21 protein-coding genes are annotated in these 21,772 nt (G+C 65.9%); 13 read left to right on the top strand and 8 right to left on the bottom strand.

Annotation, left to right across the window (positions count from 1 at the left end):
• Positions 1-142: 142 nt before the first annotated feature.
• Positions 143-772, bottom strand: a complete 630-nt coding sequence (locus QMZ26_RS12775; RefSeq protein ID WP_079223573.1) for an OmpW family outer membrane protein — start codon at positions 770-772, stop codon at positions 143-145.
• A 186-nt stretch (positions 773-958) separates the two neighbouring features.
• Here QMZ26_RS12775 and QMZ26_RS12770 point away from each other — a divergent pair, with 186 nt between their 5' ends.
• The 3 genes from QMZ26_RS12770 to lpdA all read left to right on the top strand — a co-directional run bounded on the left by QMZ26_RS12770 (position 959) and on the right by lpdA (position 5,270).
• Entirely contained in the window at positions 959-1,474 is a 516-nt protein-coding gene (locus QMZ26_RS12770; RefSeq protein WP_283221669.1) for a DNA-deoxyinosine glycosylase, read from the top strand.
• A gap of 167 nt (positions 1,475-1,641) precedes the next feature.
• Complete coding sequence (gene aceF / locus QMZ26_RS12765) at positions 1,642-3,354, top strand: dihydrolipoyllysine-residue acetyltransferase (protein ID WP_283221668.1); 1,713 nt, start codon at positions 1,642-1,644, stop codon at positions 3,352-3,354.
• Positions 3,355-3,461: 107 nt separating this feature from the next.
• Positions 3,462-5,270 (top strand): dihydrolipoyl dehydrogenase, encoded by a 1,809-nt coding sequence (gene lpdA, locus QMZ26_RS12760; protein ID WP_283221667.1) that lies wholly within the window; start codon positions 3,462-3,464, stop codon positions 5,268-5,270.
• Between the two features lie 132 nt (positions 5,271-5,402).
• Here lpdA and QMZ26_RS12755 read toward each other — a convergent pair whose 3' ends face one another.
• On the bottom strand, positions 5,403-6,221 hold the full coding sequence (locus QMZ26_RS12755; protein WP_283221666.1) for a hypothetical protein: 819 nt from the start codon (positions 6,219-6,221) through the stop codon (positions 5,403-5,405).
• A 493-nt stretch (positions 6,222-6,714) separates the two neighbouring features.
• On the opposite strand from QMZ26_RS12755, the gene QMZ26_RS12750 reads away from it, so the two are divergent.
• From QMZ26_RS12750 to QMZ26_RS12710, 9 genes are all read left to right on the top strand, one after another.
• A complete protein-coding gene (locus QMZ26_RS12750; RefSeq protein WP_079223564.1) occupies positions 6,715-7,050 on the top strand; it encodes a hypothetical protein in 336 nt (111 codons plus the stop codon).
• 30 nt (positions 7,051-7,080) lie between these two features.
• Positions 7,081-7,881, top strand: coding sequence for a F0F1 ATP synthase subunit A (atpB, locus tag QMZ26_RS12745; RefSeq protein ID WP_079223562.1), 801 nt, complete (start codon positions 7,081-7,083; stop codon positions 7,879-7,881).
• A gap of 71 nt (positions 7,882-7,952) precedes the next feature.
• On the top strand, positions 7,953-8,258 hold the full coding sequence (gene atpE, locus QMZ26_RS12740; RefSeq protein WP_005411133.1) for a F0F1 ATP synthase subunit C: 306 nt from the start codon (positions 7,953-7,955) through the stop codon (positions 8,256-8,258).
• Positions 8,259-8,364: 106 nt separating this feature from the next.
• Positions 8,365-8,835 carry a F0F1 ATP synthase subunit B gene (locus QMZ26_RS12735; RefSeq protein WP_005419512.1) on the top strand — a complete coding sequence of 157 codons (471 nt, stop codon included), beginning with the start codon at positions 8,365-8,367 and terminating at the stop codon, positions 8,833-8,835.
• Positions 8,836-8,837: 2 nt separating this feature from the next.
• On the top strand, positions 8,838-9,365 hold the full coding sequence (locus QMZ26_RS12730; RefSeq protein WP_283221665.1) for a F0F1 ATP synthase subunit delta: 528 nt from the start codon (positions 8,838-8,840) through the stop codon (positions 9,363-9,365).
• Positions 9,366-9,409: 44 nt separating this feature from the next.
• Complete coding sequence (atpA, locus tag QMZ26_RS12725) at positions 9,410-10,957, top strand: F0F1 ATP synthase subunit alpha (protein WP_108747433.1); 1,548 nt, start codon at positions 9,410-9,412, stop codon at positions 10,955-10,957.
• 78 nt (positions 10,958-11,035) lie between these two features.
• On the top strand, positions 11,036-11,899 hold the full coding sequence (gene atpG, locus QMZ26_RS12720; protein ID WP_005411129.1) for a F0F1 ATP synthase subunit gamma: 864 nt from the start codon (positions 11,036-11,038) through the stop codon (positions 11,897-11,899).
• 38 nt (positions 11,900-11,937) lie between these two features.
• A complete protein-coding gene (gene atpD, locus QMZ26_RS12715; protein WP_079223556.1) occupies positions 11,938-13,344 on the top strand; it encodes a F0F1 ATP synthase subunit beta in 1,407 nt (468 codons plus the stop codon).
• 2 nt (positions 13,345-13,346) lie between these two features.
• Entirely contained in the window at positions 13,347-13,769 is a 423-nt protein-coding gene (locus QMZ26_RS12710; protein ID WP_005411127.1) for a F0F1 ATP synthase subunit epsilon, read from the top strand.
• Between the two features lie 194 nt (positions 13,770-13,963).
• Here QMZ26_RS12710 and QMZ26_RS12705 read toward each other — a convergent pair whose 3' ends face one another.
• On the bottom strand, positions 13,964-14,350 hold the full coding sequence (locus tag QMZ26_RS12705) for a GtrA family protein (RefSeq protein WP_283221664.1): 387 nt from the start codon (positions 14,348-14,350) through the stop codon (positions 13,964-13,966).
• A gap of 81 nt (positions 14,351-14,431) precedes the next feature.
• Here QMZ26_RS12705 and glmU point away from each other — a divergent pair, with 81 nt between their 5' ends.
• Positions 14,432-15,799 carry a bifunctional UDP-N-acetylglucosamine diphosphorylase/glucosamine-1-phosphate N-acetyltransferase GlmU gene (gene glmU / locus QMZ26_RS12700; protein ID WP_283221663.1) on the top strand — a complete coding sequence of 456 codons (1,368 nt, stop codon included), beginning with the start codon at positions 14,432-14,434 and terminating at the stop codon, positions 15,797-15,799.
• Positions 15,800-15,979: 180 nt separating this feature from the next.
• Here the strand turns inward: glmU and QMZ26_RS12695 are convergent, their stop codons facing one another.
• The 5 genes from QMZ26_RS12695 to QMZ26_RS12675 all read right to left on the bottom strand — a co-directional run bounded on the left by QMZ26_RS12695 (position 15,980) and on the right by QMZ26_RS12675 (position 21,769).
• Positions 15,980-17,341, bottom strand: coding sequence for a HAMP domain-containing sensor histidine kinase (locus tag QMZ26_RS12695; protein WP_108747429.1), 1,362 nt, complete (start codon positions 17,339-17,341; stop codon positions 15,980-15,982).
• Positions 17,338-18,684, bottom strand: a complete 1,347-nt coding sequence (locus QMZ26_RS12690; protein ID WP_283221662.1) for a sigma-54 dependent transcriptional regulator — start codon at positions 18,682-18,684, stop codon at positions 17,338-17,340. Before QMZ26_RS12690 ends, QMZ26_RS12695 begins: the two co-directional genes overlap by 4 nt.
• A 139-nt stretch (positions 18,685-18,823) precedes the next feature.
• Positions 18,824-19,228, bottom strand: a complete 405-nt coding sequence (locus tag QMZ26_RS12685) for a PDZ domain-containing protein (protein ID WP_283221661.1) — start codon at positions 19,226-19,228, stop codon at positions 18,824-18,826.
• Position 19,229: 1 nt separating this feature from the next.
• Positions 19,230-20,447 carry an FtsX-like permease family protein gene (locus tag QMZ26_RS12680; protein WP_283221660.1) on the bottom strand — a complete coding sequence of 406 codons (1,218 nt, stop codon included), beginning with the start codon at positions 20,445-20,447 and terminating at the stop codon, positions 19,230-19,232.
• A gap of 20 nt (positions 20,448-20,467) precedes the next feature.
• Complete coding sequence (locus QMZ26_RS12675) at positions 20,468-21,769, bottom strand: ABC transporter permease (protein WP_108747426.1); 1,302 nt, start codon at positions 21,767-21,769, stop codon at positions 20,468-20,470.
• Positions 21,770-21,772: the final 3 nt, after the last annotated feature.

Raw genomic sequence — 21,772 nt, 5'->3', positions numbered from 1 at the left:
GACCGGTAGAGTCGACTGCTAGTCGACTGCTCCTCAACGGCAGTCGACTAGCAGTCGACTCTACCAGCCGAATCCGCGGTGGCGGAAACAACAACGGGCCCCGCAGGGCCCGTCGTTTCAACACAGTGGAGCGGGGAACCGCTTAGAAGCGTGCGCCGATGCCGAAGCCCACGGTCCACGGGTCAAGCTTGGCTTCGCCAACCTTCTGGCCGGCAACCTTCAGGTCCGGGCGCGAGTGCATGTAGCGGGCATCGGCGCGGGCGAACCAGGTGGAGTTGATGTTCATGTCCACGCCCACCGTGCCGATGGCACCCTTGGCATCCTTCAGGCGGATGTCATCGCCGCCGGCGAAGTTTTCATTGCTGAAGGCCGACTGGAAGTAACCCACGCCCACGAACGGACGGAACACGTTGTCAGCCTGGCCGAAGTGGTACTGGCCGCTCAGCGCGACCGGCTGCTGTTCGACGCTGCCCAGGCGGGCATTGCCCGGACCCTTGACGCGGTGGTCGAACTTGTCGGCAGCGCCCCACAGCTCAACGGCCCAGTTGTCGTTGACGTAGTAGCTGAAGCTGACGGTCGGCGCCGGGCCGCCGTCGACCTTCTTGATGCCGTCGATCGGGTCATTCTTCGGCTGCAGCAGCGACACGCCGCCAACCACGGCAAAATGCTTGCCCGAGGCGGTGTCGGTGGCGCTGCTGTCCTGCGCGAATGCAGCAGGTGCGAAGGCAGCGGAGGTCAGCAGGGCGAGGCTCAGGATACGGATGGAACGCATGGGGGAATCTCCTGTCGTTTCTTTTTTTGGGCCCCCGGTTGCGGGGCGATGTCACCGTAGTCGCCCCAACATGAATCGAATCCGACGCGCGTTAAAATTTGGTTCCAACTGTTCAGCGGGCAGCGCGAAAACGCTGTTTTAAAGGGGTTTTGGATAGATGCGATCGTTCATGCAGTTGGAGGAAACGTGAGCAGCGATGCGTTGTGCATCGGCCTGCCTGCGCGCGTGGAGGTCGATTGCCGCGTGCTCGTGCTCGGCTCGATGCCCGGTGTCGCGTCGCTGCAGGAACAGCAGTACTACGCGCATCCGCGCAACCGCTTCTGGCCGTTGCTCGGTGATCTGTGCGGGTTCGATCCGGCGCTCGCATACGAGGCGCGGCTGCATGCGCTGGCCGACGCCGGTGTCGGCCTGTGGGATGTGATCGGCCAGTGCCAGCGGCGCGGCAGCCTGGATGCGGACATCGTGCGCGGGTCGGAAGTGCCCAATGCGCTGCCCGCACTGATCGCCGGCCTGCCGGGGTTGCGCCTGGTCGCCTGTAATGGCGGCGCGGCCTGGCAGGCACTGCAGCGCTGGGTTGTGCCGGATCTGGCGGCATCGCCGGCCGTGCTTGCGCTGCCGTCCACCAGCCCGGCCAATGCCGCGTGGTCCCTGCCGCGCCTGCGCCAGGCCTGGCAGCCGCTGGCTGACGCGCTGGCGACATGAAGCGGACATCGTCGGGACAATACGCTACCGACTGGAAGTGCCCGCAGGCCTTTGGCAACAGCGTGTCCCGGCGGCGTGCGTACTGAAAATACCTGTAACGGTTGGCGCTGGCCCCCTCTGGCCGCACAATAGACGTTTCCCTACACCAGATTGCCGGAGTTATCCCCATGGCCGAAATCAAGGAAGCACTTGTCCCCGATATCGGTGACTACAGCGATATCCCGGTAATCGAGGTGCTTGTCGCCGTCGGCGACACGGTCAAGAAGGACCAGGGCCTGGTGACGCTGGAAAGCGACAAGGCCACGATGGAAGTGCCGTCCTCGGTCGCCGGTGTGGTCAAGGAAATCAAGGTCAAGGTCGGCGACAACCTCTCCGAGGGCAAGGTCGTGGCCCTGATCGAAGTGGCTGAAGGCGAGGCTGCCAAGCCCGCCGATGCCGCCCCGGCCCCGGCCAAGGCCGCTGCCCCGGCTGCCGCCACCCAGAGCGCCCCGGCCCCGGCCGCTGCAGCGCCGGCCGCCCCGGCTGCCAGCGGCGGTGCCGTTGAAGCGCTGGTGCCGGACATCGGCGATTACACCGACATCCCGGTCATCGAAGTGCTGGTCGCCGTCGGCGACACGGTCAAGAAGGACCAGGGCCTGGTCACGCTGGAAAGCGACAAGGCCACCATGGAAGTGCCGTCCTCGGTCGCTGGCGTGGTCAAGGAACTGAAGGTCAAGGTCGGCGACAACCTGTCGCAGGGTGCCGTGGTCGCCATCATCGAGGCCGAAGGCGCTGCCGCGCCGGCCCCGAGCAAGGCCGCCGCTGCCGCTGCCCCGGCCGCCGCCGAAACCGCCACCAAGGTCGAGCCGGTCGCCGTTCCGGCCCAGCCGGACAAGCTGGCCGCCCGCGAGATCGCCTCGGCCGGCACCCCGGCCAGCCCGCCGGTGCAGTTCAACGCCGATGGCGTGCTGCCGGCCAAGGTGCCGTATGCCACCCCGGCCGTGCGCGTGTTCGCCCGCGAACTGGGCGTGGACCTGCTGCAGATCAGCGGCACCGAGAAGGGCGGCCGCATCACCAAGGGTGACGTGCAGAAGTTCGTCAAGGCCGCGCTGAGCGGTGGCGTGCCGGCTGCTGCCGGTGCTGCCGTCGCCGCCGGTGGTGGCCTGAACCTGCTGCCGTGGCCGAAGGTCGACTTCAGCAAGTTCGGCGAGACCGAAGTGCAGCCGCTGTCGCGCATCAAGAAGATTTCCGGTGCGAACCTGGCCCGCAACTGGGCCATGATCCCGCACGTCACCCAGTTCGAACAGGCCGACATCACCGACCTGGAAGGCCTGCGCGTGGCGCTGAACAAGGAGAACGAGAAGGCCGGCATCAAGCTGACCATGCTCGCCTTCCTGATCAAGGCCAGCGCCGCGGCGCTGAAGAAGTTCCCGGAATTCAACGCCTCGCTCGATGCCAGCGGTGAAAACCTGACCCTGAAGAAGTACTTCCACATCGGCTTCGCCGCCGATACGCCGAACGGCCTGGTCGTGCCGGTCATCCGCGACGTGGACAAGAAGGGCGTGGTGCAGATCGCGCAGGAAACCACCGAACTGGCCAAGAAGGCACGTGACGGCAAGCTGGGCCCGGCCGACATGAGCGGCGGCTGCTTCTCGATCAGCTCGCTGGGCGGCATCGGCGGCACCGCGTTCACCCCGATCGTCAACGCACCGGAAGTGGCCATCCTCGGCGTCTCCAAGTCCGCCATCCAGCCGGTCTGGAACGGCAAGGAATTCGCACCGAAGCTGATGCTGCCGCTGTCGCTGAGCTACGACCACCGCGTCATCGATGGCGCCCTGGCCGCACGCTTCACCACGTACCTGTCGCAGGTACTGGCCGACATGCGCCGCGTGCTGCTGTAAGGCACCGCTTCGCCCCCACCGTGCGGCCGCTGCCCCCTGGCGCGGCCGCGTGAACAGATGCAGTGACAGCCCGCCGGCGCCGCCGGCCGGGCACGAGGAAAACCACCATGGCCACGATTGAAGTCAAGGTTCCCGACATCGGCGATTACAGCGATGTGCCGGTGATCGAAGTGTTGGTCGCCGTCGGCGATACGGTGAAGAAGGATCAGGGTCTGGTGACCCTGGAATCGGACAAGGCCACCCTGGAAGTGCCGTCCTCGGCCGCCGGCGTGGTCAAGGAAATCAAGGTCAAGCTGGGCGACACCCTGTCCGAAGGTGCCGTGGTCGTGGTGCTGGACGCTGAAGGCGCCGCCGAAGCCCCGGCCAAGGCCGCTGCACCGGCCCCGGCCGCCGCCGCCCCGGCCAGCAAGCCGCCGGTGACCCCGTCGCACCGCGCCCCGGCCGAACCGGCTGCGCCGAAGCCGGCGCTGTCCAGTGGCAAGCCGGCCGACATCGAATGCGAAATGGTCGTGCTGGGCTCGGGCCCGGGCGGCTACACCGCCGCTTTCCGCGCCGCCGACGTCGGCCTGGACACCGTGCTGGTCGAGCGCTACGCCAGCCTTGGCGGCGTCTGCCTCAACGTGGGCTGCATCCCGTCCAAGGCCCTGCTGCACGCCGCAGCGGTCATCGACGAAGTGGCCCATGCCGGTGATTTCGGCGTCGAGTTCGGCAAGCCGACCATCACCCTGGACAAGCTGCGCCAGTACAAGGAAAAGGTCGTCAACCAGCTGACCAAGGGCCTGGCCGGCATGGCCAAGCAGCGCAAGGTCCGCAGCGTGCAGGGCGTCGGCAGGTTCATCTCGGCCAACGAACTGGAAATCACCGCAGCTGACGGCAGCACCCAGCTGCTGCGCTTCCAGAAGTGCATCATCGCCGCCGGTTCGCAGGCGGTGAAGCTGCCCAACTTCCCGTGGGACGACAAGCGCGTGATGGATTCCACCGACGCGCTGGAGCTGGCCGAAGTGCCGGGCTCGCTGCTGGTCGTCGGCGGCGGCATCATCGGCCTGGAAATGGCCACCGTGTATGGCGCGCTGGGCAGCAAGGTCACCGTGGTCGAGTTCATGGACCAGCTGATGCCGGGCGCCGACAAGGACCTGGTCAAGCCGCTGGCCGACCGCCTGAAGAAGCAGGGCATCGAAGTGCACCTGAAGACCAAGGCCTCGGGCGTCACCGCCGATGCCAAGGGCATCACCGTCACCTTCGAAGCCGCCGAGGAAGGCCAGTCGCCGGCCCTGGCGCAGGGCACCTTCGACCGCGTGCTGGTGGCCGTGGGCCGCTCGCCGAACGGCAAGAAGATCGATGCCGAGAAGGCGGGCGTGCAGGTCACCGAGCGTGGCTTCATCCCGGTCGATCGCCAGATGCGCACCAACGTGCCGCACATCTTTGCCATCGGCGACATCGTCGGCAACCCGATGCTGGCCCACAAGGCCACGCATGAGGGCAAGCTGGCTGCCGAAGTGGCCGCCGGCCACAAGAAGGAATGGGTCGCCCGCGTGATTCCGTCGGTGGCCTACACCAACCCGGAAATCGCCTGGGTCGGCGTCACCGAGACCGAAGCCAAGGCCAAGGGCCTGAAGGTCGGCGTGGCCAAGTTCCCGTGGGCCGCCAGCGGTCGCGCGATCGGCATCGGCCGTACCGAGGGTTTCACCAAGCTGATCTTCGACGAAGAGACCCACCGCATCATCGGTGGTGCCATCGTCGGCGTGCACGCCGGTGACCTGCTGGCCGAGATCGGCCTGGCCATCGAGATGGGTGCCGAAGCCGAAGACATCGGCCACACCATCCATGCCCACCCGACGCTGAGCGAATCGGTGGCGATGGCGTCGGAAATCTACGACGGCACGATCACCGATCTGTACATGCCGAAGAAGAAATAACGCGCCTGCGCGTTGCATGCGAAAAACCCGGCGAATGCCGGGTTTTTTGTTGCCCGCACGGGGGCGGGTGCATGAAAAAACGCGGCGCCGGTTGCCCGGGCGCCGCGATGGAGAGAGCTCTTTAACGCTCGATCAGAAGGTCAAGCTGATGCCGGCAATCGGACCCTTGAACTCCTGCTTCAGGCCGACCACGCCGTCGCTGCCCTTCTGGTCAACGTCCAGCTTGAACCAGTCGTAGCCGGCGAACACGCCGAAGGTCTCGGTGAAGCGGTATTCGACGATGGCGTTGGCACGGCTCAGGTCGCCGTCGTAGTCATCGAAGCTGCCCCACTTCGTGTTCAGATACTGGCCCTGGATGTTGATCAGCCAGCGGTCGGCCGGGTTGAAGGTCAGGCGGGCACCGACCACCGGGGCCACACCGCTCTCGCTCTCGTCCAGGAAGCGGCCGTTGTAGACGTTGCCCAGATCAGCAAAGCCCTTGGCGCTGACCTTGGCCCATTCGGCACCCAGCTGCAGGCCCATGTCGAACTTTTCGGTGTCCACCACCGAGTAGTCGTACACGAGGCTGGCGACCTGGTACTTCAGCTCGGCCTTGACGAAGCTGCCTTCCGGCACGTTGATCTGGCCGAAGGCGATGCCGTCATCCAGCGTCTCGCGGCGGTCCTTGTCCCACTTGAAGTAGTCGAAGATCAGGCGCTGGCGGTCGCTGACGCGGAACACGCCGTCAACGCGCGGCTCCCATTCCTTGCCGCCCATCTTGAAATCTTCGCTGACGTTGACATCCTGGCCGGCGACAGTGGTGTTGCCGCGGATGGTGTTGTCGTTCTCGATGTTCATCGCACCCACGCGCAGCGTGAAGCGCGGATCGCCTTCCGCAGCGTGGGCAGCATTGGCAAACGACGCGCCGGCGGCGAGCAGCGAGAGGGCGAGCAGGGTGGGTACGGGGCGCATCGCAGAGTCCTTGCAGTGGTTAATTCGGAATGAAGTCCACTGTGCCGGACGTGCACGTCCACCCTACGTGAACGTATGGTCCACGTTGCGTGGACGGTTCAGCGCCGTCATGCCGCTGCAAAGAAGATGGCCCCGGAGCGGACTACGGGGCCATCCTGGGACCTGCGGGGCGAAGCGTCGACGAGGTTGCTGCAGACAGGTCGAAAGGTAGGACAGGGCGCGCGCGGGAAAGTTCCGCAGCCTGCGACCAAAGTTGAATGCGCTGCGCTGCAGCATGGTGCGGACGCTATTGTCCCCCCTGTGGGCCGTAAAAATCCTGCCGATTCGGCAACTTGCGGCTCCGGGGATGAACAGGCAGCGGTTGTCTCACAAATTGTCCCATTGCTATAATTTGGCGGCTCGATGAGGCACGCACGCTGTAACGGCCTCCGCCCTTCACAAGAACCATGTGGGACATACTGTGCTGAACTCCGTTGAAGCGGGTCGGCGACTGATGCTGCGCGCCGCGGTCTATCCGCTGGTCGCAGTGGCTGTCCTGGCCCTGGCATTCCTGCTGCTGGCGGGGCAGAAGGCCGCACTGGGTGCGCTGCTGTCCGGCGTGGCGGTCTCGGCCGGGGGTTGGGTGGCGGCGCGGATGGCACTGAGCGGGGGTGCGGTCGCGGCAGGTTCGGCGATGGCTCGCCTGATCATTGCCGTGGTAGCGAAGTGGGCAGTCGTTTTCGGCGTCCTGCTGGCGGGTTTCCTGGTCTTCAAGCTGCCTGCATTGGCGCTGTTGGCCGGTATCGCCGTCGGTTTGATGTTCCAGGTCCTGGCTCTGGCCAGGCGTTGACAGAATTCAATTAACTAAGGTTCCGGACACATGGCGGGCGAGGCTCTAACCCCTACCAGCTACATCCAGCATCACCTGCAGAACCTGACCGCACCGGTCGGCAACGGCGAAGGGATGTTCTGGCACATCCACGTCGATACCTTCCTCACCGCCGTCCTGATGGGCCTGGTGATCGTGGTCGCGTTCTGGATGGGTACCCGCAAGGCCACCGCCGGCGTGCCGGGCAAGTGGCAGGCGTTCGTGGAAATCTGCCTGGAGTTCGTTGACCGCCAGGCCAAGGACACCTACCACGGCAAGAGCAAGCTGGTCACGCCGATCGCCATCACCATCTTCTTCTGGATTCTGCTGATGAATCTGCTGAAGATGATCCCGGCCGATTTCATCGCCAAGCCGCTGGAAATGGCCGGCGTGCACTACTGGAAGCCGGTTCCGACCGCTGACGTCAACGCCACCCTGGGCATGGCCTTCAGCGTGTTCTTCCTGATGCTGTTCTTCGCGCTGAAGTCGAAGGGCCTGCTGGGCTTCATCAAGGAATTCCTGACGGCGCCGTTCGGCAAGTGGATGATGCCGTTCAACCTGATCCTCAACATCGTCGAGTGGCTGAGCAAGCCGATCTCGCTGGCGATGCGACTGTTCGGCAACATGTTCGGCGGCGAAATCGTGTTCCTGCTGATCTGGGTGCTGGGTGGTGCCGGTTTCTTCGGTGCCATTGCCGGTGGTGCATTCGGTCTGGGCTGGATGCTGTTCCACCTGCTGGTGATCCCGCTGCAGGCCTTCATCTTCATGATGCTGTCGATCGTGTACCTGAGCCTGTCGGAAGACGCTCACTGAGTTTCAAGCTTCAACCAGTTTCACCTTCATCCGTTTCATCACCCTTAGCAACTTAGTTCCTGGAGATAACCATGTACTTCGCCGTCCTGACCAACTTCGCGCAGATTCAGAGCTCCACCGCCCTTGCCGTCGGCATCATGATCGGCCTGGCCGCGCTGGGCGCTGGCCTGGGTCTGGCCATCATGGCTGGTAAGTTCCTGGAGTCGGCCGCCCGCCAGCCGGAACTGATCCCGGTCCTGCAGGTCCGCATGTTCATCACCGCCGGCCTGATCGACGCCGCGTTCATCATCTCGGTCGCCGTCGGCCTGCTGCTGGCCTTCGCCAACCCGCTGTCGGCTGCCTTTGCTGGCGCCGTCACCAAGGCTCTGGCCGGCTGATACAGCGGTTTGAGACGACCGGGTGCTGATGCACCCGGTTTCGGATGAAGGCCGGATGCGCCGCTTCGGCGGCGCTTCCACCCCGAAACCAGCGATCGAGCTAACCATGAATATCAATTTCACCCTTCTTGCGCAGGCGCTCGCCTTCGCTGGTCTGATCTGGATCATCGCGACCAAGATCTGGCCGCCGCTGATGAACGCGATCGAAGAGCGCCAGCAGAAGATCGCTGAAGGCCTCGCTGCTGCCGACCGCAGCCAGAAAGATCTGGCCCAGGCGCAGGAGAAGGTCAACGAAGCGCTGAAAGAAGCACGCACCAAGGCCAACGAGATCATCGACCAGGCCCACGCGCGCGCCAACCAGATCGTTGATGCTGCCCGTAACGAAGCGATCACCGAAGCCACCCGTCAGAAGGAACTGGCCCAGGCTGAGATCGACGCCGCCGCCAACCGTGCCCGTGAAGATCTGCGCAAGCAGGTGTCCGCGCTGGCCGTGACCGGTGCCGAAAAGCTGCTCAAGCGCGAAATCGACGCCAACGCCCACAAGGCGCTGCTCGACGAGCTGGCCTCGGAGATCTAAGGATGAGCCAGGCCCTCACGCTTGCCCGCCCGTACGCCCGCGCCGCCTTCGCGACCGCGCGTGACGAAGGCACGTTCGCGCCGTGGTCGGACGCCCTGGCGTTCTCCGCCCACGTCGCCGCCGACCCGCGCGTGGCGGCCCTGCTCGCCAACCCGGAGCTGGGTCGCGACGAAGCCGTCGCACTGCTGGCACCGGAAACCCACGGTGAGACCTACTCGCGTTTCCTCGCCGTGCTGGCCGAATCGCATCGTCTGCCGCTGCTGCCGGAAGTCGCTGGCATGTTCGACGCCCTGCGCGCCGAAGCCGAGCACGTGGTCAAGGCCACGGTGACCTCGGCGGCCGAACTGTCGGCCGGTGAGCTGGACGCGATCAAGGTCGCGCTGCGCAAGCGCTTCAACCGCGAGGTCGAAGTGACCACCGCGGTCGATGCCTCGCTGATCGGCGGTGCCGTCATCGACGCCGGCGACGTGGTCATCGATGGTTCGCTGAAGGGCAAGCTGGCCCGTCTGCAGACCGCGCTCGCTAACTGAATTCATTTAACGTCCGGCCCCGCTGCCGGCACTAGGACTTGACGATGGCAACCACGCTCAACCCCTCCGAAATCAGCGAACTGATCAAGAACCGCATCGAGAAGGTCAAGCTGGCCGCGGAATCGCGCAACGAAGGCACCGTGACCAGCGTGTCCGACGGCATCGTGCGCATCTTCGGTCTGGCCGACGTGATGCAGGGCGAAATGATCGAACTGCCGAACAACACCTTCGCCCTGGCCCTGAACCTGGAGCGCGACTCGGTCGGCGCCGTGGTCCTGGGTGACTACGAGCACCTGCGCGAAGGCGACGTCGCCAAGACCACCGGCCGCATCCTGGAAGTGCCGGTCGGTCCGGAACTGCTGGGCCGCGTCGTGAACGCGCTGGGCGAGCCGATCGACGGCAAGGGCCCGCTGGGCACCGACCTGACCGCTCCGGTGGAGCGCGTTGCTCCGGGCGTGATCTGGCGCAAGTCGGTCGACCAGCCGGTGCAGACCGGTTACAAGTCGGTCGACTCGATGATCCCGATCGGCCGTGGCCAGCGCGAGCTGATCATCGGCGACCGCCAGACCGGCAAGACCGCGATGGCCATCGATGCGGTGATCAACCAGAAGGGCACCGGCATCAAGTGCGTGTACGTTGCGATCGGCCAGAAGGCTTCGACCATCGCCAACATCGTGCGCAAGCTGGAAGAAAACGGCGCACTGGCCCACACGGTCGTCGTTGCCGCCACCGCTTCCGAATCGGCTGCCATGCAGTACATCAGCGCCTACTCGGGCTGCACCATGGGTGAGTACTTCATGGACCGCGGCGAAGACGCGCTGATCGTGTACGACGATCTGTCCAAGCAGGCCGTGGCCTACCGCCAGATCTCGCTGCTGCTGAAGCGCCCGCCGGGCCGTGAAGCCTACCCGGGTGACGTGTTCTACCTGCACTCCCGTCTGCTCGAGCGCGCAGCCCGCGTGTCCGAGGAATACGTCGAGAAGTTCACCGAAGGCAAGGTCACCGGCAAGACCGGTTCGCTGACCGCGCTGCCGATCATCGAAACCCAGGCCGGCGACGTGTCCGCCTTCGTTCCGACCAACGTGATTTCGATCACCGACGGCCAGATCTTCCTGGAAACCGATCTGTTCAACGCCGGCATCCGCCCGGCCGTGAACGCCGGTATCTCGGTGTCGCGCGTCGGTGGCTCGGCCCAGACCAAGATCATCAAGAAGCTGTCGGGCGGCATCCGTATCTCGCTGGCCCAGTACCGTGAACTGGCTGCGTTCGCGCAGTTCGCCTCGGACCTGGACGAAGCGACCCGCAAGCAGCTGGAGCGTGGCCAGCGCGTCACCGAGCTGATGAAGCAGAAGCAGTACGCGCCGATGTCGATCGCCAACCAGGCGCTGTCGATCTACGCGGTCAACGAGGGTTACCTCGACGACGTGCCGGTCAACAAGCTGCTGGCCTTCGAAGAAGGCCTGCATGCCCACTTCGCCAACACCCAGGGCGAGCTGGTCGGCAAGGTCAACGCCACCGGCGGTTGGGACAACGACATCGAAGGTGCCTTCAAGAAGGGCATCGCCGAGTTCAAGACCACCGGCAGCTGGTAAGACAGACGTGTGGCGGGGCCAGGCCCCGCTACACCGTTGATTGCAGCGGGGCATCGCCCCGCTCTACGGGAATCAAAGATGGCAAGCGGACGCGAAATCAAAACCAAGATCAAGAGCGTGCAGAACACCCGCAAGGTGACGCGCGCCCTGGAAATGGTCTCGGCCTCCAAGATCCGCAAGGCGCAGGATCGGATGAAGACCTCGCGTCCGTACGCGCAGGCGATGAAGCAGGTGATCGGCCACCTGGCCCAGGCCAGCACCGATTACCAGCATCCGTTCCTGGTCGAGCGCGAGCAGGTCAAGCGGGTCGGGTTCATCGTGATCTCCTCCGATCGCGGCCTGGCTGGCGGCCTCAACAACAACCTGTTCCGCAAGATGCTGGGCGAAGCCAAGGCATGGCAGGACAAGGGTGCTGAAGTGGACCTGGTGACCATCGGCCAGAAGGCATCGACCTTCTTCCGCCGCGTGAAGGTCAACATGGTCGGCAGCGTGACCCACATCGGCGACGTGCCGAAGCTGGAATCGCTGATCGGTGTGATCAAGGTCATGCTCGACGCCTTCACCGAAGGCAAGATCGACCGCGTGTACCTGGTCTACAACCGCTTCGTGAACACCATGGTGCAGAAGGCCAGCTTCGATCAGCTGCTGCCGCTGCCGCCGGCTGAAAAGCAGGTCGCCCACCATGACTGGGACTACCTGTACGAACCCGATGCCGCGACCGTGCTGGAGCACGTGATGACGCGTTACATCGAATCGCTGGTGTACCAGGCACTGCTGGAAAACGTCGCCTCCGAACATGCCGCACGCATGGTCGCGATGAAGGCGGCGAGCGACAACGCCAACAAGCTGATCGGCACCCTGCAGCTCGTCTACAACAAGGCGCGCCAGGCAGCGATCACCCAGGAAATCTCCGAAATCGTCGGCGGCGCGGCAGCAGTCTGACCGCGTTCGTTCAAAGCACACATTTAGAGGATGCAGCAATGAGTCAGGGCAAGATCGTTCAGATCATCGGCGCGGTCGTCGACGTCGAATTCCCGCGTGAGTCGGTGCCGAAGGTGTATGACGCACTGAAGGTCGAAAACACCGAAATCACCCTCGAAGTCCAGCAGCAGCTGGGCGACGGCGTGGTGCGTACCATCGCCCTCGGTTCCACCGACGGCCTGAAGCGCAACCTGGTGGCCGTCAACACCGACCGCGGCATCTCCGTGCCGGTCGGCGCTGGCACCCTGGGCCGCATCATGGACGTGCTGGGCCGTCCGATCGACGAAGCCGGCCCGGTGGCCGCCAGCGACAGCTGGGAAATCCACCGCGCAGCCCCGTCGTACGAAGACCAGTCCCCGGCCACCGAGCTGCTGGAAACCGGCATCAAGGTCATCGACCTGATGTGCCCGTTCGCCAAGGGCGGCAAGGTCGGCCTGTTCGGCGGCGCCGGGGTCGGCAAGACCGTCAACATGATGGAGCTGATCAACAACATCGCCAAGGCGCACAGCGGTCTGTCCGTGTTCGCCGGCGTGGGTGAGCGTACCCGTGAGGGCAACGACTTCTACCACGAAATGAAGGACTCCAACGTCCTCGACAAGGTGGCGATGGTGTACGGCCAGATGAACGAGCCGCCGGGCAACCGTCTGCGCGTCGCCCTGACCGGCCTGACCATGGCCGAGTACTTCCGCGACGAGAAGGACGAAAACGGCAAGGGTAAGGACGTCCTGCTGTTCGTCGACAACATCTACCGCTACACCCTGGCCGGTACCGAAGTCTCGGCACTGCTGGGCCGTATGCCGTCCGCCGTGGGTTACCAGCCGACCCTGGCCGAGGAAATGGGCGTTCTGCAGGAGCGCATCACCTCGACCAAGAACGGTTCGATCACCTCGATCCAGGCCGTCTACGTTCCCGCGGATGACTTGACCGATCCGTCGCCGGCGACCACCTTCGCCCACCTGGACTCGACCGTCACCCTGTCGCGTTCGATCGCCTCGCTGGGTATCTACCCGGCCGTCGATCCGCTGGACTCCACCAGCCGCCAGATGGACCCGCTGGTCATCGGCCACGAGCACTACGACACCGCCCAGCGCGTCCAGCAGACCCTGCAGAAGTACAAGGAACTGAAGGACATCATCGCCATCCTGGGCATGGACGAACTGTCCGAGGAAGACAAGCAGGCCGTGTCGCGCGCCCGCAAGATCGAGCGCTTCTTCAGCCAGCCGTTCCACGTGGCCGAAGTGTTCACCGGTTCGCCGGGCAAGTACGTGTCGCTGAAGGACACCATCCGTGGCTTCAAGGCCATTGTCGATGGTGAGTACGATCACCTGCCGGAGCAGGCGTTCTACATGGTCGGCAGCATCGAAGAAGCGGTCGAGAAGGCCAAGAAGATGGCTGAGAAGGCCTGATCATGAGCACCATCCGTTGCGACATCGTCAGCGCCGAGCAGGAAATCTTCCGTGGTGAAGCGACTCTGGTCGTGGCTACGGGTGAGCTCGGCGAACTGGGCATCGCGCCCAAGCACGCACCGCTGATCACCCGCCTGAAGCCGGGCAAGGTGGTGGTGACCACGCCGAACGGCGAGCAGCTGGATTTCGCCATTTCCGGCGGCATCCTGGAAGTGCAGCCGCAGGTGGTCACCGTGCTGGCCGACACCGCGATCCGTGCGCAGGACATCGACGAAGCCTCGGTCCGCAAGGCCAAGGAAGAAGCCGAGCGCATCCTGGCCAACCGCGGTGAAGCCATGGAAGTGGCCGAGGCCCAGCAGAAGCTGGCCGAAGCCGTGGTGCAGCTGCAGGCGCTGGAGCGCCTGCGCAAGACCCTCAAGCACTGAGGTTCGCGCCACCCTGCAGAAACGCCGGCCATGTGCCGGCGTTTTTGTTTGTGCCGTCAGCGTTGGTAGAGTCGACCGTTGGTCGACTGCTCTTCCGGATGGCCCGCGAAAACCCCGCGCTGCGCGCGATGGTCGACCAACGGTCGACTCTACCGGGCAGGTTTTCCCGCGGCCCCGACGGGTAGAGTCGACCGTCAGCGATACACCACGTAGCGCATCAACAGGAACGACACGCCGGCCAGGCCGCCTTCCACCAGCGGCTTGGCCAGCCAGGCGTATTCCAGCCCCAGCGTATGGTCGGCGGTAGACACCAGCAGCGTGCTCGCCGCGGTCAGCAGCAGCCACAGTGGCAGGAAGCGGGCAAAGCGATGCCAGCCCAGCCGTTGCCGGCCCTGTGCATCGGCGAAGGTGATCCGCCCGTTCAACCAGAAACCCAGCAGCATGCCGGCCACGCGCCCGGCGATGTTGCCCGGCACCACCGGCATGCCCGCCGCCGTCAGGGCGACGAACACCAGCCAGTCCAGCAGCAGCTGCAACAGGCCGATGATGATGTAGGCACTTCCCTGGCGGAGCAGGCTCATGGCGGCAATAGAGACGGGCAGGCCGCCATGTTAACGGCCGACGCTCTAGAATCAGCGGCAACGAACCACGGACCGCTGCCCATGACCCAAGCCCTGCACGTCATCATCCTCGCCGCCGGCGCTGGCAAGCGCATGAAATCCGTGTTGCCCAAGGTGCTGCAGCCGATCGCCGGCCAGCCGATGCTGGCCCACGTGATCGCCGCGGCGCGGGAACTGCAGCCGTCCGCCATCCATGTGGTGTACGGGCACGGCGGAGAAGCCGTCCGCCAGCGCTTCGCCGACCAGACCGACCTGCTGTGGGCCGAACAGGCGCAGCAGCTGGGCACGGGCCATGCCGTGGCACAGGCCATGCCGGAGGTGCCCGATGCCGCGCAGGTGCTGGTGCTGTACGGCGACGTGCCGCTGATCCGTGCGGACACGCTGCGCCACCTGCTGGCCCAGCCAGGCCGCCTGGCGGTGCTGGTGGCCGAGGTTGACGACCCGACCGGGTACGGCCGCGTGCTGCGCGATGCTGAAGGCCGGGTCGGTTCGATCGTCGAACAGAAGGATGCGAACGACGACCAGCTGCGCGTGCGCACCATCAACACCGGCATCATCGCCGCCGAATCGACGGCGCTGCGCCGCTGGCTTTCGCAGCTGTCCAACAGCAACGCGCAGGGCGAGTACTACCTGACCGATGTGTTCGCCTTCGCCGCACACGAGTACACCCCGGCGGAGATGGCGCTGGTGTCCGATGCGCAGGAAGCCGAAGGCGCGAATGATCCGTGGCAGCTCTCGCAGCTGGAACGTGCCTGGCAGCGCCGCGCGGTGCGTGCCCTGTGCACGCAGGGTGCGCGCGTGCTCGATCCGGCGCGCCTGGATATCCGCGGCGAGGTCACGGTCGGCAGCGACGTGCTGATCGATGTCGATGTGATCCTCGAAGGCAAGGTGGAGCTGGCCGATGGCGTGACCGTCGGCCCGTTCACCCGCCTGAAAGACGTGCGCCTGGGACCGGGCACCGAAGTGCGCGCGCACTGCGACCTGGAAGGCGTGGTGACCGAGGGTGCCGCGCAGATCGGCCCGTTCGCGCGCCTGCGCCCGGGCACCGTGCTGGCCGACGGCGTGCACGTGGGCAACTTCGTGGAAACCAAGAAGGTCACCCTGGGCGTGGGCAGCAAGGCCAACCACCTGACCTACCTGGGCGATGCAGTGATCGGCAGCAAGGTCAACATCGGCGCCGGCACCATCACCTGCAACTACGACGGGGTGAACAAGTCGACCACGACCATCGGCGACCACGCCTTCATCGGCTCCAACAGCGCGCTGGTGGCACCGGTGACGATCGGGCAGGGCGCGACCATCGCGGCCGGTTCGGTCATCACCCGCAATGCGCCGGATGGCAAGTTGACCCTGGCCCGCGCACGACAGGAAACCATCGATGGCTGGAAGCGGCCGGTGAAGAAGTCCTGAGGCACCGCCGCTATCCACGCATGGCGTGGATCTACTGGTAATGCCATCCACGCATGGCGTGGATCTACTGGTAATGCCATCCACGCATGGCGTGGATCTACTGGGGAATGTCCGCCAAGGTAGCGCCGGGCCATGCCCGGCGGCAGTAGATCCACGCCATGCGTGGATGCGGCCAACCGATCAACCCACCGGCAGCAGGATCGACACGCACAACCCGCCGTCACCGCGGTTCTGCAGCGATACGCGGCCGCCGTGCGCTTCAACGATCTCGCGGGTCAGCGCCAGGCCCAGGCCGGTGCCGTTGCGCTTGGTTGAATAGAACGGCATCAGCGCGTTCTGCAGCACCTGTTCGTTCATGCCCTTGCCGCGGTCCAGCACGTCCAGGCGCAGCCACTGCGGCAGCCGCGTCAGCTGCACCTGCACATCGTCGTTGGGCGGGTCGGCTTCGGCGCAGGCTTCGTGTGCGTTCTTCAGCAGGTTCAACAGCGCCTGGCCGAACTGGGCGATGTCGATGCGGCTGCTCAGTGTCTCGTCCGGCTCGCGGTCCATGCCGAAGGGAATCTGCTGGCGCAGGCTGGACAGGAACGGCGCCCAGTGCACGGTCTGCAGCTGCGGCTGCGGCAGCTTGGCAAAACGCGCATAGCCGCGGATGAAGCCTTCCAGATGGCGCGCGCGATCCTCGATGGTGCTGAAGATTTCCGGCAGGCGGTCGAAGCGTTCGCGCTTGACCAGCTCGCCACCGGAATGGGCCAGCGAGGCAATCGGTGCCAGCGAGTTGTTCAGTTCATGGCTGATCACCCGGATCACCTTCTTCCAGGTCTGCACTTCCTGGCGGCGCAGTTCGGCGGTCAACTGGCGCACCAGCAGCAGATCGTGCGGGCGACCATTCAGATGGAACGCGCGCCGCGACAGATGGTAGACCTGTTCGTCATCCTCGTCGGGCTCGACGCCGTCCTCCACTTCCGCACGCACCGCGAACAGGCTGTCGCCACCCCGCGCGATGGCATCGCGCAGTTCCACCGGCAGCTGTTCCAGTACCTCTTCCATGCGCTGGCCTTCCAGCTTCCAGCCACCGTGCAGCAGCTTGCGCGCAGCCAGGTTGGAAAACACCACGCGGGAAATGCCGTCGCCACCGGCGGCGATCAGCAGCATCGCCACCGGCGTGTTCTGCACCATGGTGTCCAGCAGCAGTTCGCGCTGCACCAAGCCCTGGCGCTGCTCGCGCAGCACGTCGCCCAGCTCGCGGTGTGCCTGCACCAAGTCGCCCAGCTCGTCGTTGCCCGGCCAGTACACACCGAAGTTGAACTCGCCATCGCGGTAGCTGCTGGTGGTGCCGGCCAGGGCACGCATCAGCGATCGCACCGGTGCCGTGGCACGGCGCAGCGACCACCACATCAGCGACAGCAGCACGACCGAGGAGATCGCTGTCACCCACCAGCCGTGGTTCATCCAGTAGGCCAGCAGCCACGGCAGCGCAGCCGCCAGCGCCAGCACCGGCAGCAGGCGCAGGAACAGGCGGAAGGTGAAGGAGCGCCGTTTCATTCGCGCGGGATGCCGTGGCGGTCCATGCGGCGGTACAGGGCCTGGCGGCTCAGGCCCAGCTCGGCCGCCGCCTGGGCGATGACGCCGTGGTTGCGCGCCAGCACGTCCTCGATGCGCGCGCGGTCGGGATCGTTGCCGGTGCTGGGCGCCGGTCGCGGTGCGGCCGGGGCACGCGGCAGGTTGAGGTCGGCCACCTCGATGCGGTTGCCGCTGGCCAGCAGCTCGGCGCGCTGGATCACGTTGCGCAGCTCGCGCACGTTGCCCGGCCACGGGTGCCGCTGCAGTGCGGCGGCCGCAGCGGTGGACAGTGGCTTGCCCGCCGTGAGAAAGCGCTCGGCCAGCGGCACGATGTCGCCCGCGCGCTCGGCCAGCGGCGGCAGCGCCAGTTCCACCGTGTTGAGGCGGTAATAGAGGTCTTCGCGGAAGCTGCCATCGCGGATCATCGCCGGCAGATCGGCATTGGTGGCACTGACCACCCGCACCTTGACCTGGCGCTCGCGGTTGGAGCCCAGGCGCTCGAAGCGGCCGGTTTCCAGTACGCGCAGCAGCTTCATCTGCCCGCCCAGCGACAGGTTGCCGATCTCATCCAGGAACAGCGTGCCGCCATCGGCGGCTTCGAACTTGCCCTCACGCGCCTTGTTGGCACCGGTGTAGGCACCGGCCTCGGCGCCGAACAGTTCGGCCTCGATCAGTTCGGAGGGCAGGGCACCGCAGTTGACCGCGACGAACGGCCCCTTGGCCGCCAGCGAGTTGGCCTGGATGATCTGCGCGATCTTTTCCTTGCCGGCGCCGTTGGGGCCGGTGATCAGCACCGGCAGCTCCGAGCGGGCGACCTGGCAGGCCAGGGCGATGACGCGCTCGCTGGCGGGATCGGCGAACACCGCACCGCAAAGTTCGTACTTCTCTTCAAGAGCGTTGCGCTGGCGTTCCTCGCGTGCGCGCCGCTGGTCCAGCTCGCGGCGGGCTTCGGACAGTTCCAGCAGGTTGTTGACCGTGGTCAGCAGCTTGCGGTCATCCCAGGGCTTGGCCAGGTAATCGGCGGCGCCGGCCTTGACCAGGTCCACCGCGCTGCTCAGGTGGGTCCATGCGGTCAGCAGGATGACCGGCAGGTCGGGGTGGCGCGCGCGGATCTGCGCGAACAGGGCCTCGCCTTCCTCGCCGGAGGTGGTGTCCTCGGTGAAATTCATGTCCTGGATGACCAGGTCGACCGCGTGGCTCTCCAGCATCGCCAGGCCATCGGCCGGGCTCTGCGCCTGCAGCGTGTCGATGTCATGCAGGGAAAACAGCACGTCCAGCGCGGTGCCGACGCTGGCGTTGTCATCGATGATCAGGATCGCAGGCATGGTTCGAATATAGGTAGCGCCGGGCCATGCCCGGCGGATTCAGGAGCAGCGTGGTTGGCAGAGCCGCCGGGCATGGCCCGGCGCTACCGTGACCTCGCCAATATAGCCAAACCGGTGGCCCCGCAGGGGCCGGGGAAGGTCAGCGCGGCGGCGGTGGCGGCGCCGGTGAGGGCGGTGCCGGCGGTGGTACCAGCACGGCCTTCCAGGTGGCCACCGCAACCGGCACGCTGAACGTGCGGCTGTCGCGACGCAGCAGCAGGTAGGCCTGCGTCCTGCCTGCGGCGTCGGCCTTGCGCAGGGCGGTGGCCAGCTGGTCGATCTGCCGCACCGGGGCGTCGTCCACGCGCAGGATGCGGTCGCCCCGGCGCACGCCGAAGCGCGCCTCGGGGCTGGCTGCATCGACCTGCACCTGGCCTTCGGTGGAGCGCAGCGCCAGCCGCGCGCCTTCCTGCTGCCAGTTCATCGTCTGCACCGTGCTGCTGCCGGCAAGCACCGGCAGCGGCAGCGCCACGGTCATCGCAACCGCCAGGGCCAGGGCGCGCATCTCACGCGCCCCGGGTGGCAACGGCCGGCGGCACGGCAGCGGCGCGGCGGGCCGGGCCGAACACGGCCACCTGGCCCAGCACCCACAGCAGCACCGCACCCAGCGGCAGGTACAGCAGCGGCATGCGCGGCAGCTCGTACATGTTCATCAGCGCCAGGTTGATCGCGTATGCAGCCAGCATGCCCAGCACGATGCCCAGCGTGGCCAGCAGGAAGTTCTCGGTCTGGAAGTAGCGCAGGATCTGCCCGCGGGTGGCACCCAGCGCACGGCGGATGCCGATCTGCTTGCTGCGCTGCTGCACCCAGAAGCTGGCCAGGCCGATGATGCCCAGCGCGGTGACCACCAGCAGCGCGATGCACACCGTCACCAGCAGGCCCACCATGGCGCGGTCGTTCTTGAAGTAGTCCTTGCGCTGATCCTCGTAGGTCTTCTTGTCGCGCATCAGGCGGTTGGCATCGTTGCGCTCCAGCGCGGCGACGGCCGCCTTGAGCACTTCATCGCGGCGCTCCGGTGCGGTGCGCAGCATGTAGGTGCCGCCCTCGTCGAAGCCGCGGCGCAGCGGCATCAGCATCGACTCGTTCCAGTTGTCGGCCCAGCCGGTGGGCGTGGTGAGGGTGTCGACGATGCCGATGACGTGCAGCGGCTGCTTGCCCATGTAGTAGGTCTTGCCCAGCGCGCTGCCGTCCGGTTCCATCTTCGCTGCGGTGGCCTGGCTGAAGATCACCGGGATGGCCGTGTCCTTGGAACCGGCCTTGGAGACGGTGGCGTAGTCCATGTACTCGTCGGGCAGGAAGTCACGCCCGGCGATCACGTTGATGCCCATCGTGCGGATGCCATCCTCGGACATCGTGTACATCGATGCCTCGGTGGTCGGCCGTTCCTGGTCCTGCTGGCGCTGGATGCTGCTGCTGGACGAGCCGCCGCGGAACGGCACCTGGTTGATGATGGTGGCACTGGTGACGCCGGGAATGGCGCGCAGCGACGCCAGGTCCTCGCGGGTGCGGGCCATGCCGTTGGTCTGCTTGCCGATGCCGCTGACGCGGACCATCACCAGCTCGTTCTCGGCGATGCCGCTGGGCATGCTGATCTTTTCCACGCGCTGGCTGACCAGGAACAGCGCGTTGCAGACGATGGCGCAGGTCAGGGCGACTTCCAGCACGATCAGGGCGGCGGCGGTCTTGTGCCGGCGCAGGGTGCTGAGGATGGGGCGGATGTCCATGGGAGTCCTCGTTCCGGTACTTACTGCGACTTGAGCTGGATGGCCGGGGTGACCTGCATCGCGCGCCAGGCGGGCAGGAAACCAGCGGCAACGCTGGCAAACAGGGTCAGGCCGATGGCCAGCAGCAGCATGCTGCCGTCCAGGTGGGCCAGCTTGGCGTAGTCCACCGGCTGCTGGCGCACGGCGAACAGGCCGAGCAGGGCCACGCCGATGCCCAGCACGCCACCGACCACGCCCACCGCACCGGCTTCCACCAGGCACTGCAGAAAGATCTGGCCGCGGCTGGCACCCAGTGCGCGGCGCACGCCGATCTCGCCGCTGCGGCGCAGGAACTTGGCCAGCAGCAGGCCCACGGTGTTGACCAGGCACACGCCCAGGAAGCCCAGCGCCAGCCACAGCTGCAGGCGCACATCGCTGGGCACTGCACCGTTGAAGTCCAGCCACTGCATCACGTTGCGCAGGCGCACGTTCGGCGGGCGCTCGAAGCGGCCGGCCTCACGCTGCTGGCTGGAATAGTTTTCCAGGTAGCGGCGGTAGTCATCGGCCTTGCCCGGGTCCATCTCGGCCCAGTACTGCAGCCAGGTGCAGGGCGCGTTCAAGGTGTAGCTGTCGCCGTCGGGGTTCTCGCCGAAGCAGTTCATGTTGCCGCTGCTGCCCAGCTTCAGGTCCATCGACGTGGACATCGGCAGCAGCAGATCCTCGTCCTTGCCGTAGCTGCCGGTGGTGAGGTCGAAGAACTGCGGCTCGGGGTTCCATTCCTTCATCACGCCCACGATGCGGAAGCTCTGGCCATCCATGCGGATGTCCTTGCCCACGCTGTTGCCGCCCTGGTACAGCTTGTCGTTCAGCGCCTTGGAGATGACCACCACGCGCGCGCGACCGTCGTCATCCTGGCGGGTCCAGGCACGGCCGTACTGCATCGGCACGTTGAACATCGGGAAGAAGTCGGCCGAGGTCCAGCGGGTGTCGATCGAGAACGGCTGCAGCGTGCTGCCCTCCGGCTCGATGGTGCCGCCGCCGCCGCTCATCAGCGCCTGGCGTTCGGCCTTGGCTTCGCGCAGCAGGGCCTCGCCATCGAAGCGGGTCATCTGCGTATTGGGTTCCTCGCCGGGCACGTAGCCGCCACGGGGGCCCGGGTCCAGCTGCACGTAGAACAGGCGGTCGCTCTTGTCCGGGATCGGATCGCCGGAGAGCACGTGGAAGACGGTCAGGGTGGTCATCGAGGCGCCGATGCCCAGCGCGATGGCGACCACCATCAGCGCGGTCAGGACCTTGTTGCGGCGGAAGCTGCGCGCCGCCAGACGGGCGTAGTAGGCGAACATGGT

The sequence above is a fragment of the Stenotrophomonas sp. PFBMAA-4 genome (genome assembly GCF_030053215.1).
Classification (GTDB): Bacteria; Pseudomonadota; Gammaproteobacteria; order Xanthomonadales; family Xanthomonadaceae; genus Stenotrophomonas.
This window is presented reverse-complemented; position numbering and strand designations above follow the sequence as displayed.

Bases quoted from the DNA above. Each gene is read 5' to 3' on its own strand.
- QMZ26_RS12775 (WP_079223573.1), bottom strand. From the start codon at position 772: ATGCGTTCCATCCGTATCCTGAGCCTCGCCCTGCTGACCTCCGCTGCC.
- aceF (WP_283221668.1), top strand. From the start codon at position 1,642: ATGGCCGAAATCAAGGAAGCACTTGTCCCCGATATCGGTGACTACAGC.
- lpdA (WP_283221667.1), top strand. From the start codon at position 3,462: ATGGCCACGATTGAAGTCAAGGTTCCCGACATCGGCGATTACAGCGAT.
- QMZ26_RS12755 (WP_283221666.1), bottom strand. From the start codon at position 6,221: ATGCGCCCCGTACCCACCCTGCTCGCCCTCTCGCTGCTCGCCGCCGGC.
- QMZ26_RS12750 (WP_079223564.1), top strand. From the start codon at position 6,715: ATGCTGCGCGCCGCGGTCTATCCGCTGGTCGCAGTGGCTGTCCTGGCC.
- atpB (WP_079223562.1), top strand. From the start codon at position 7,081: ATGGCGGGCGAGGCTCTAACCCCTACCAGCTACATCCAGCATCACCTG.
- atpE (WP_005411133.1), top strand. From the start codon at position 7,953: ATGTACTTCGCCGTCCTGACCAACTTCGCGCAGATTCAGAGCTCCACC.
- QMZ26_RS12735 (WP_005419512.1), top strand. From the start codon at position 8,365: ATGAATATCAATTTCACCCTTCTTGCGCAGGCGCTCGCCTTCGCTGGT.
- QMZ26_RS12730 (WP_283221665.1), top strand. From the start codon at position 8,838: ATGAGCCAGGCCCTCACGCTTGCCCGCCCGTACGCCCGCGCCGCCTTC.
- atpA (WP_108747433.1), top strand. From the start codon at position 9,410: ATGGCAACCACGCTCAACCCCTCCGAAATCAGCGAACTGATCAAGAAC.
- atpG (WP_005411129.1), top strand. From the start codon at position 11,036: ATGGCAAGCGGACGCGAAATCAAAACCAAGATCAAGAGCGTGCAGAAC.
- atpD (WP_079223556.1), top strand. From the start codon at position 11,938: ATGAGTCAGGGCAAGATCGTTCAGATCATCGGCGCGGTCGTCGACGTC.
- QMZ26_RS12710 (WP_005411127.1), top strand. From the start codon at position 13,347: ATGAGCACCATCCGTTGCGACATCGTCAGCGCCGAGCAGGAAATCTTC.
- QMZ26_RS12705 (WP_283221664.1), bottom strand. From the start codon at position 14,350: ATGAGCCTGCTCCGCCAGGGAAGTGCCTACATCATCATCGGCCTGTTG.
- glmU (WP_283221663.1), top strand. From the start codon at position 14,432: ATGACCCAAGCCCTGCACGTCATCATCCTCGCCGCCGGCGCTGGCAAG.
- QMZ26_RS12695 (WP_108747429.1), bottom strand. From the start codon at position 17,341: ATGAAACGGCGCTCCTTCACCTTCCGCCTGTTCCTGCGCCTGCTGCCG.
- QMZ26_RS12690 (WP_283221662.1), bottom strand. From the start codon at position 18,684: ATGCCTGCGATCCTGATCATCGATGACAACGCCAGCGTCGGCACCGCG.
- QMZ26_RS12685 (WP_283221661.1), bottom strand. From the start codon at position 19,228: ATGCGCGCCCTGGCCCTGGCGGTTGCGATGACCGTGGCGCTGCCGCTG.
- QMZ26_RS12680 (WP_283221660.1), bottom strand. From the start codon at position 20,447: ATGGACATCCGCCCCATCCTCAGCACCCTGCGCCGGCACAAGACCGCC.
- QMZ26_RS12675 (WP_108747426.1), bottom strand. From the start codon at position 21,769: ATGTTCGCCTACTACGCCCGTCTGGCGGCGCGCAGCTTCCGCCGCAAC.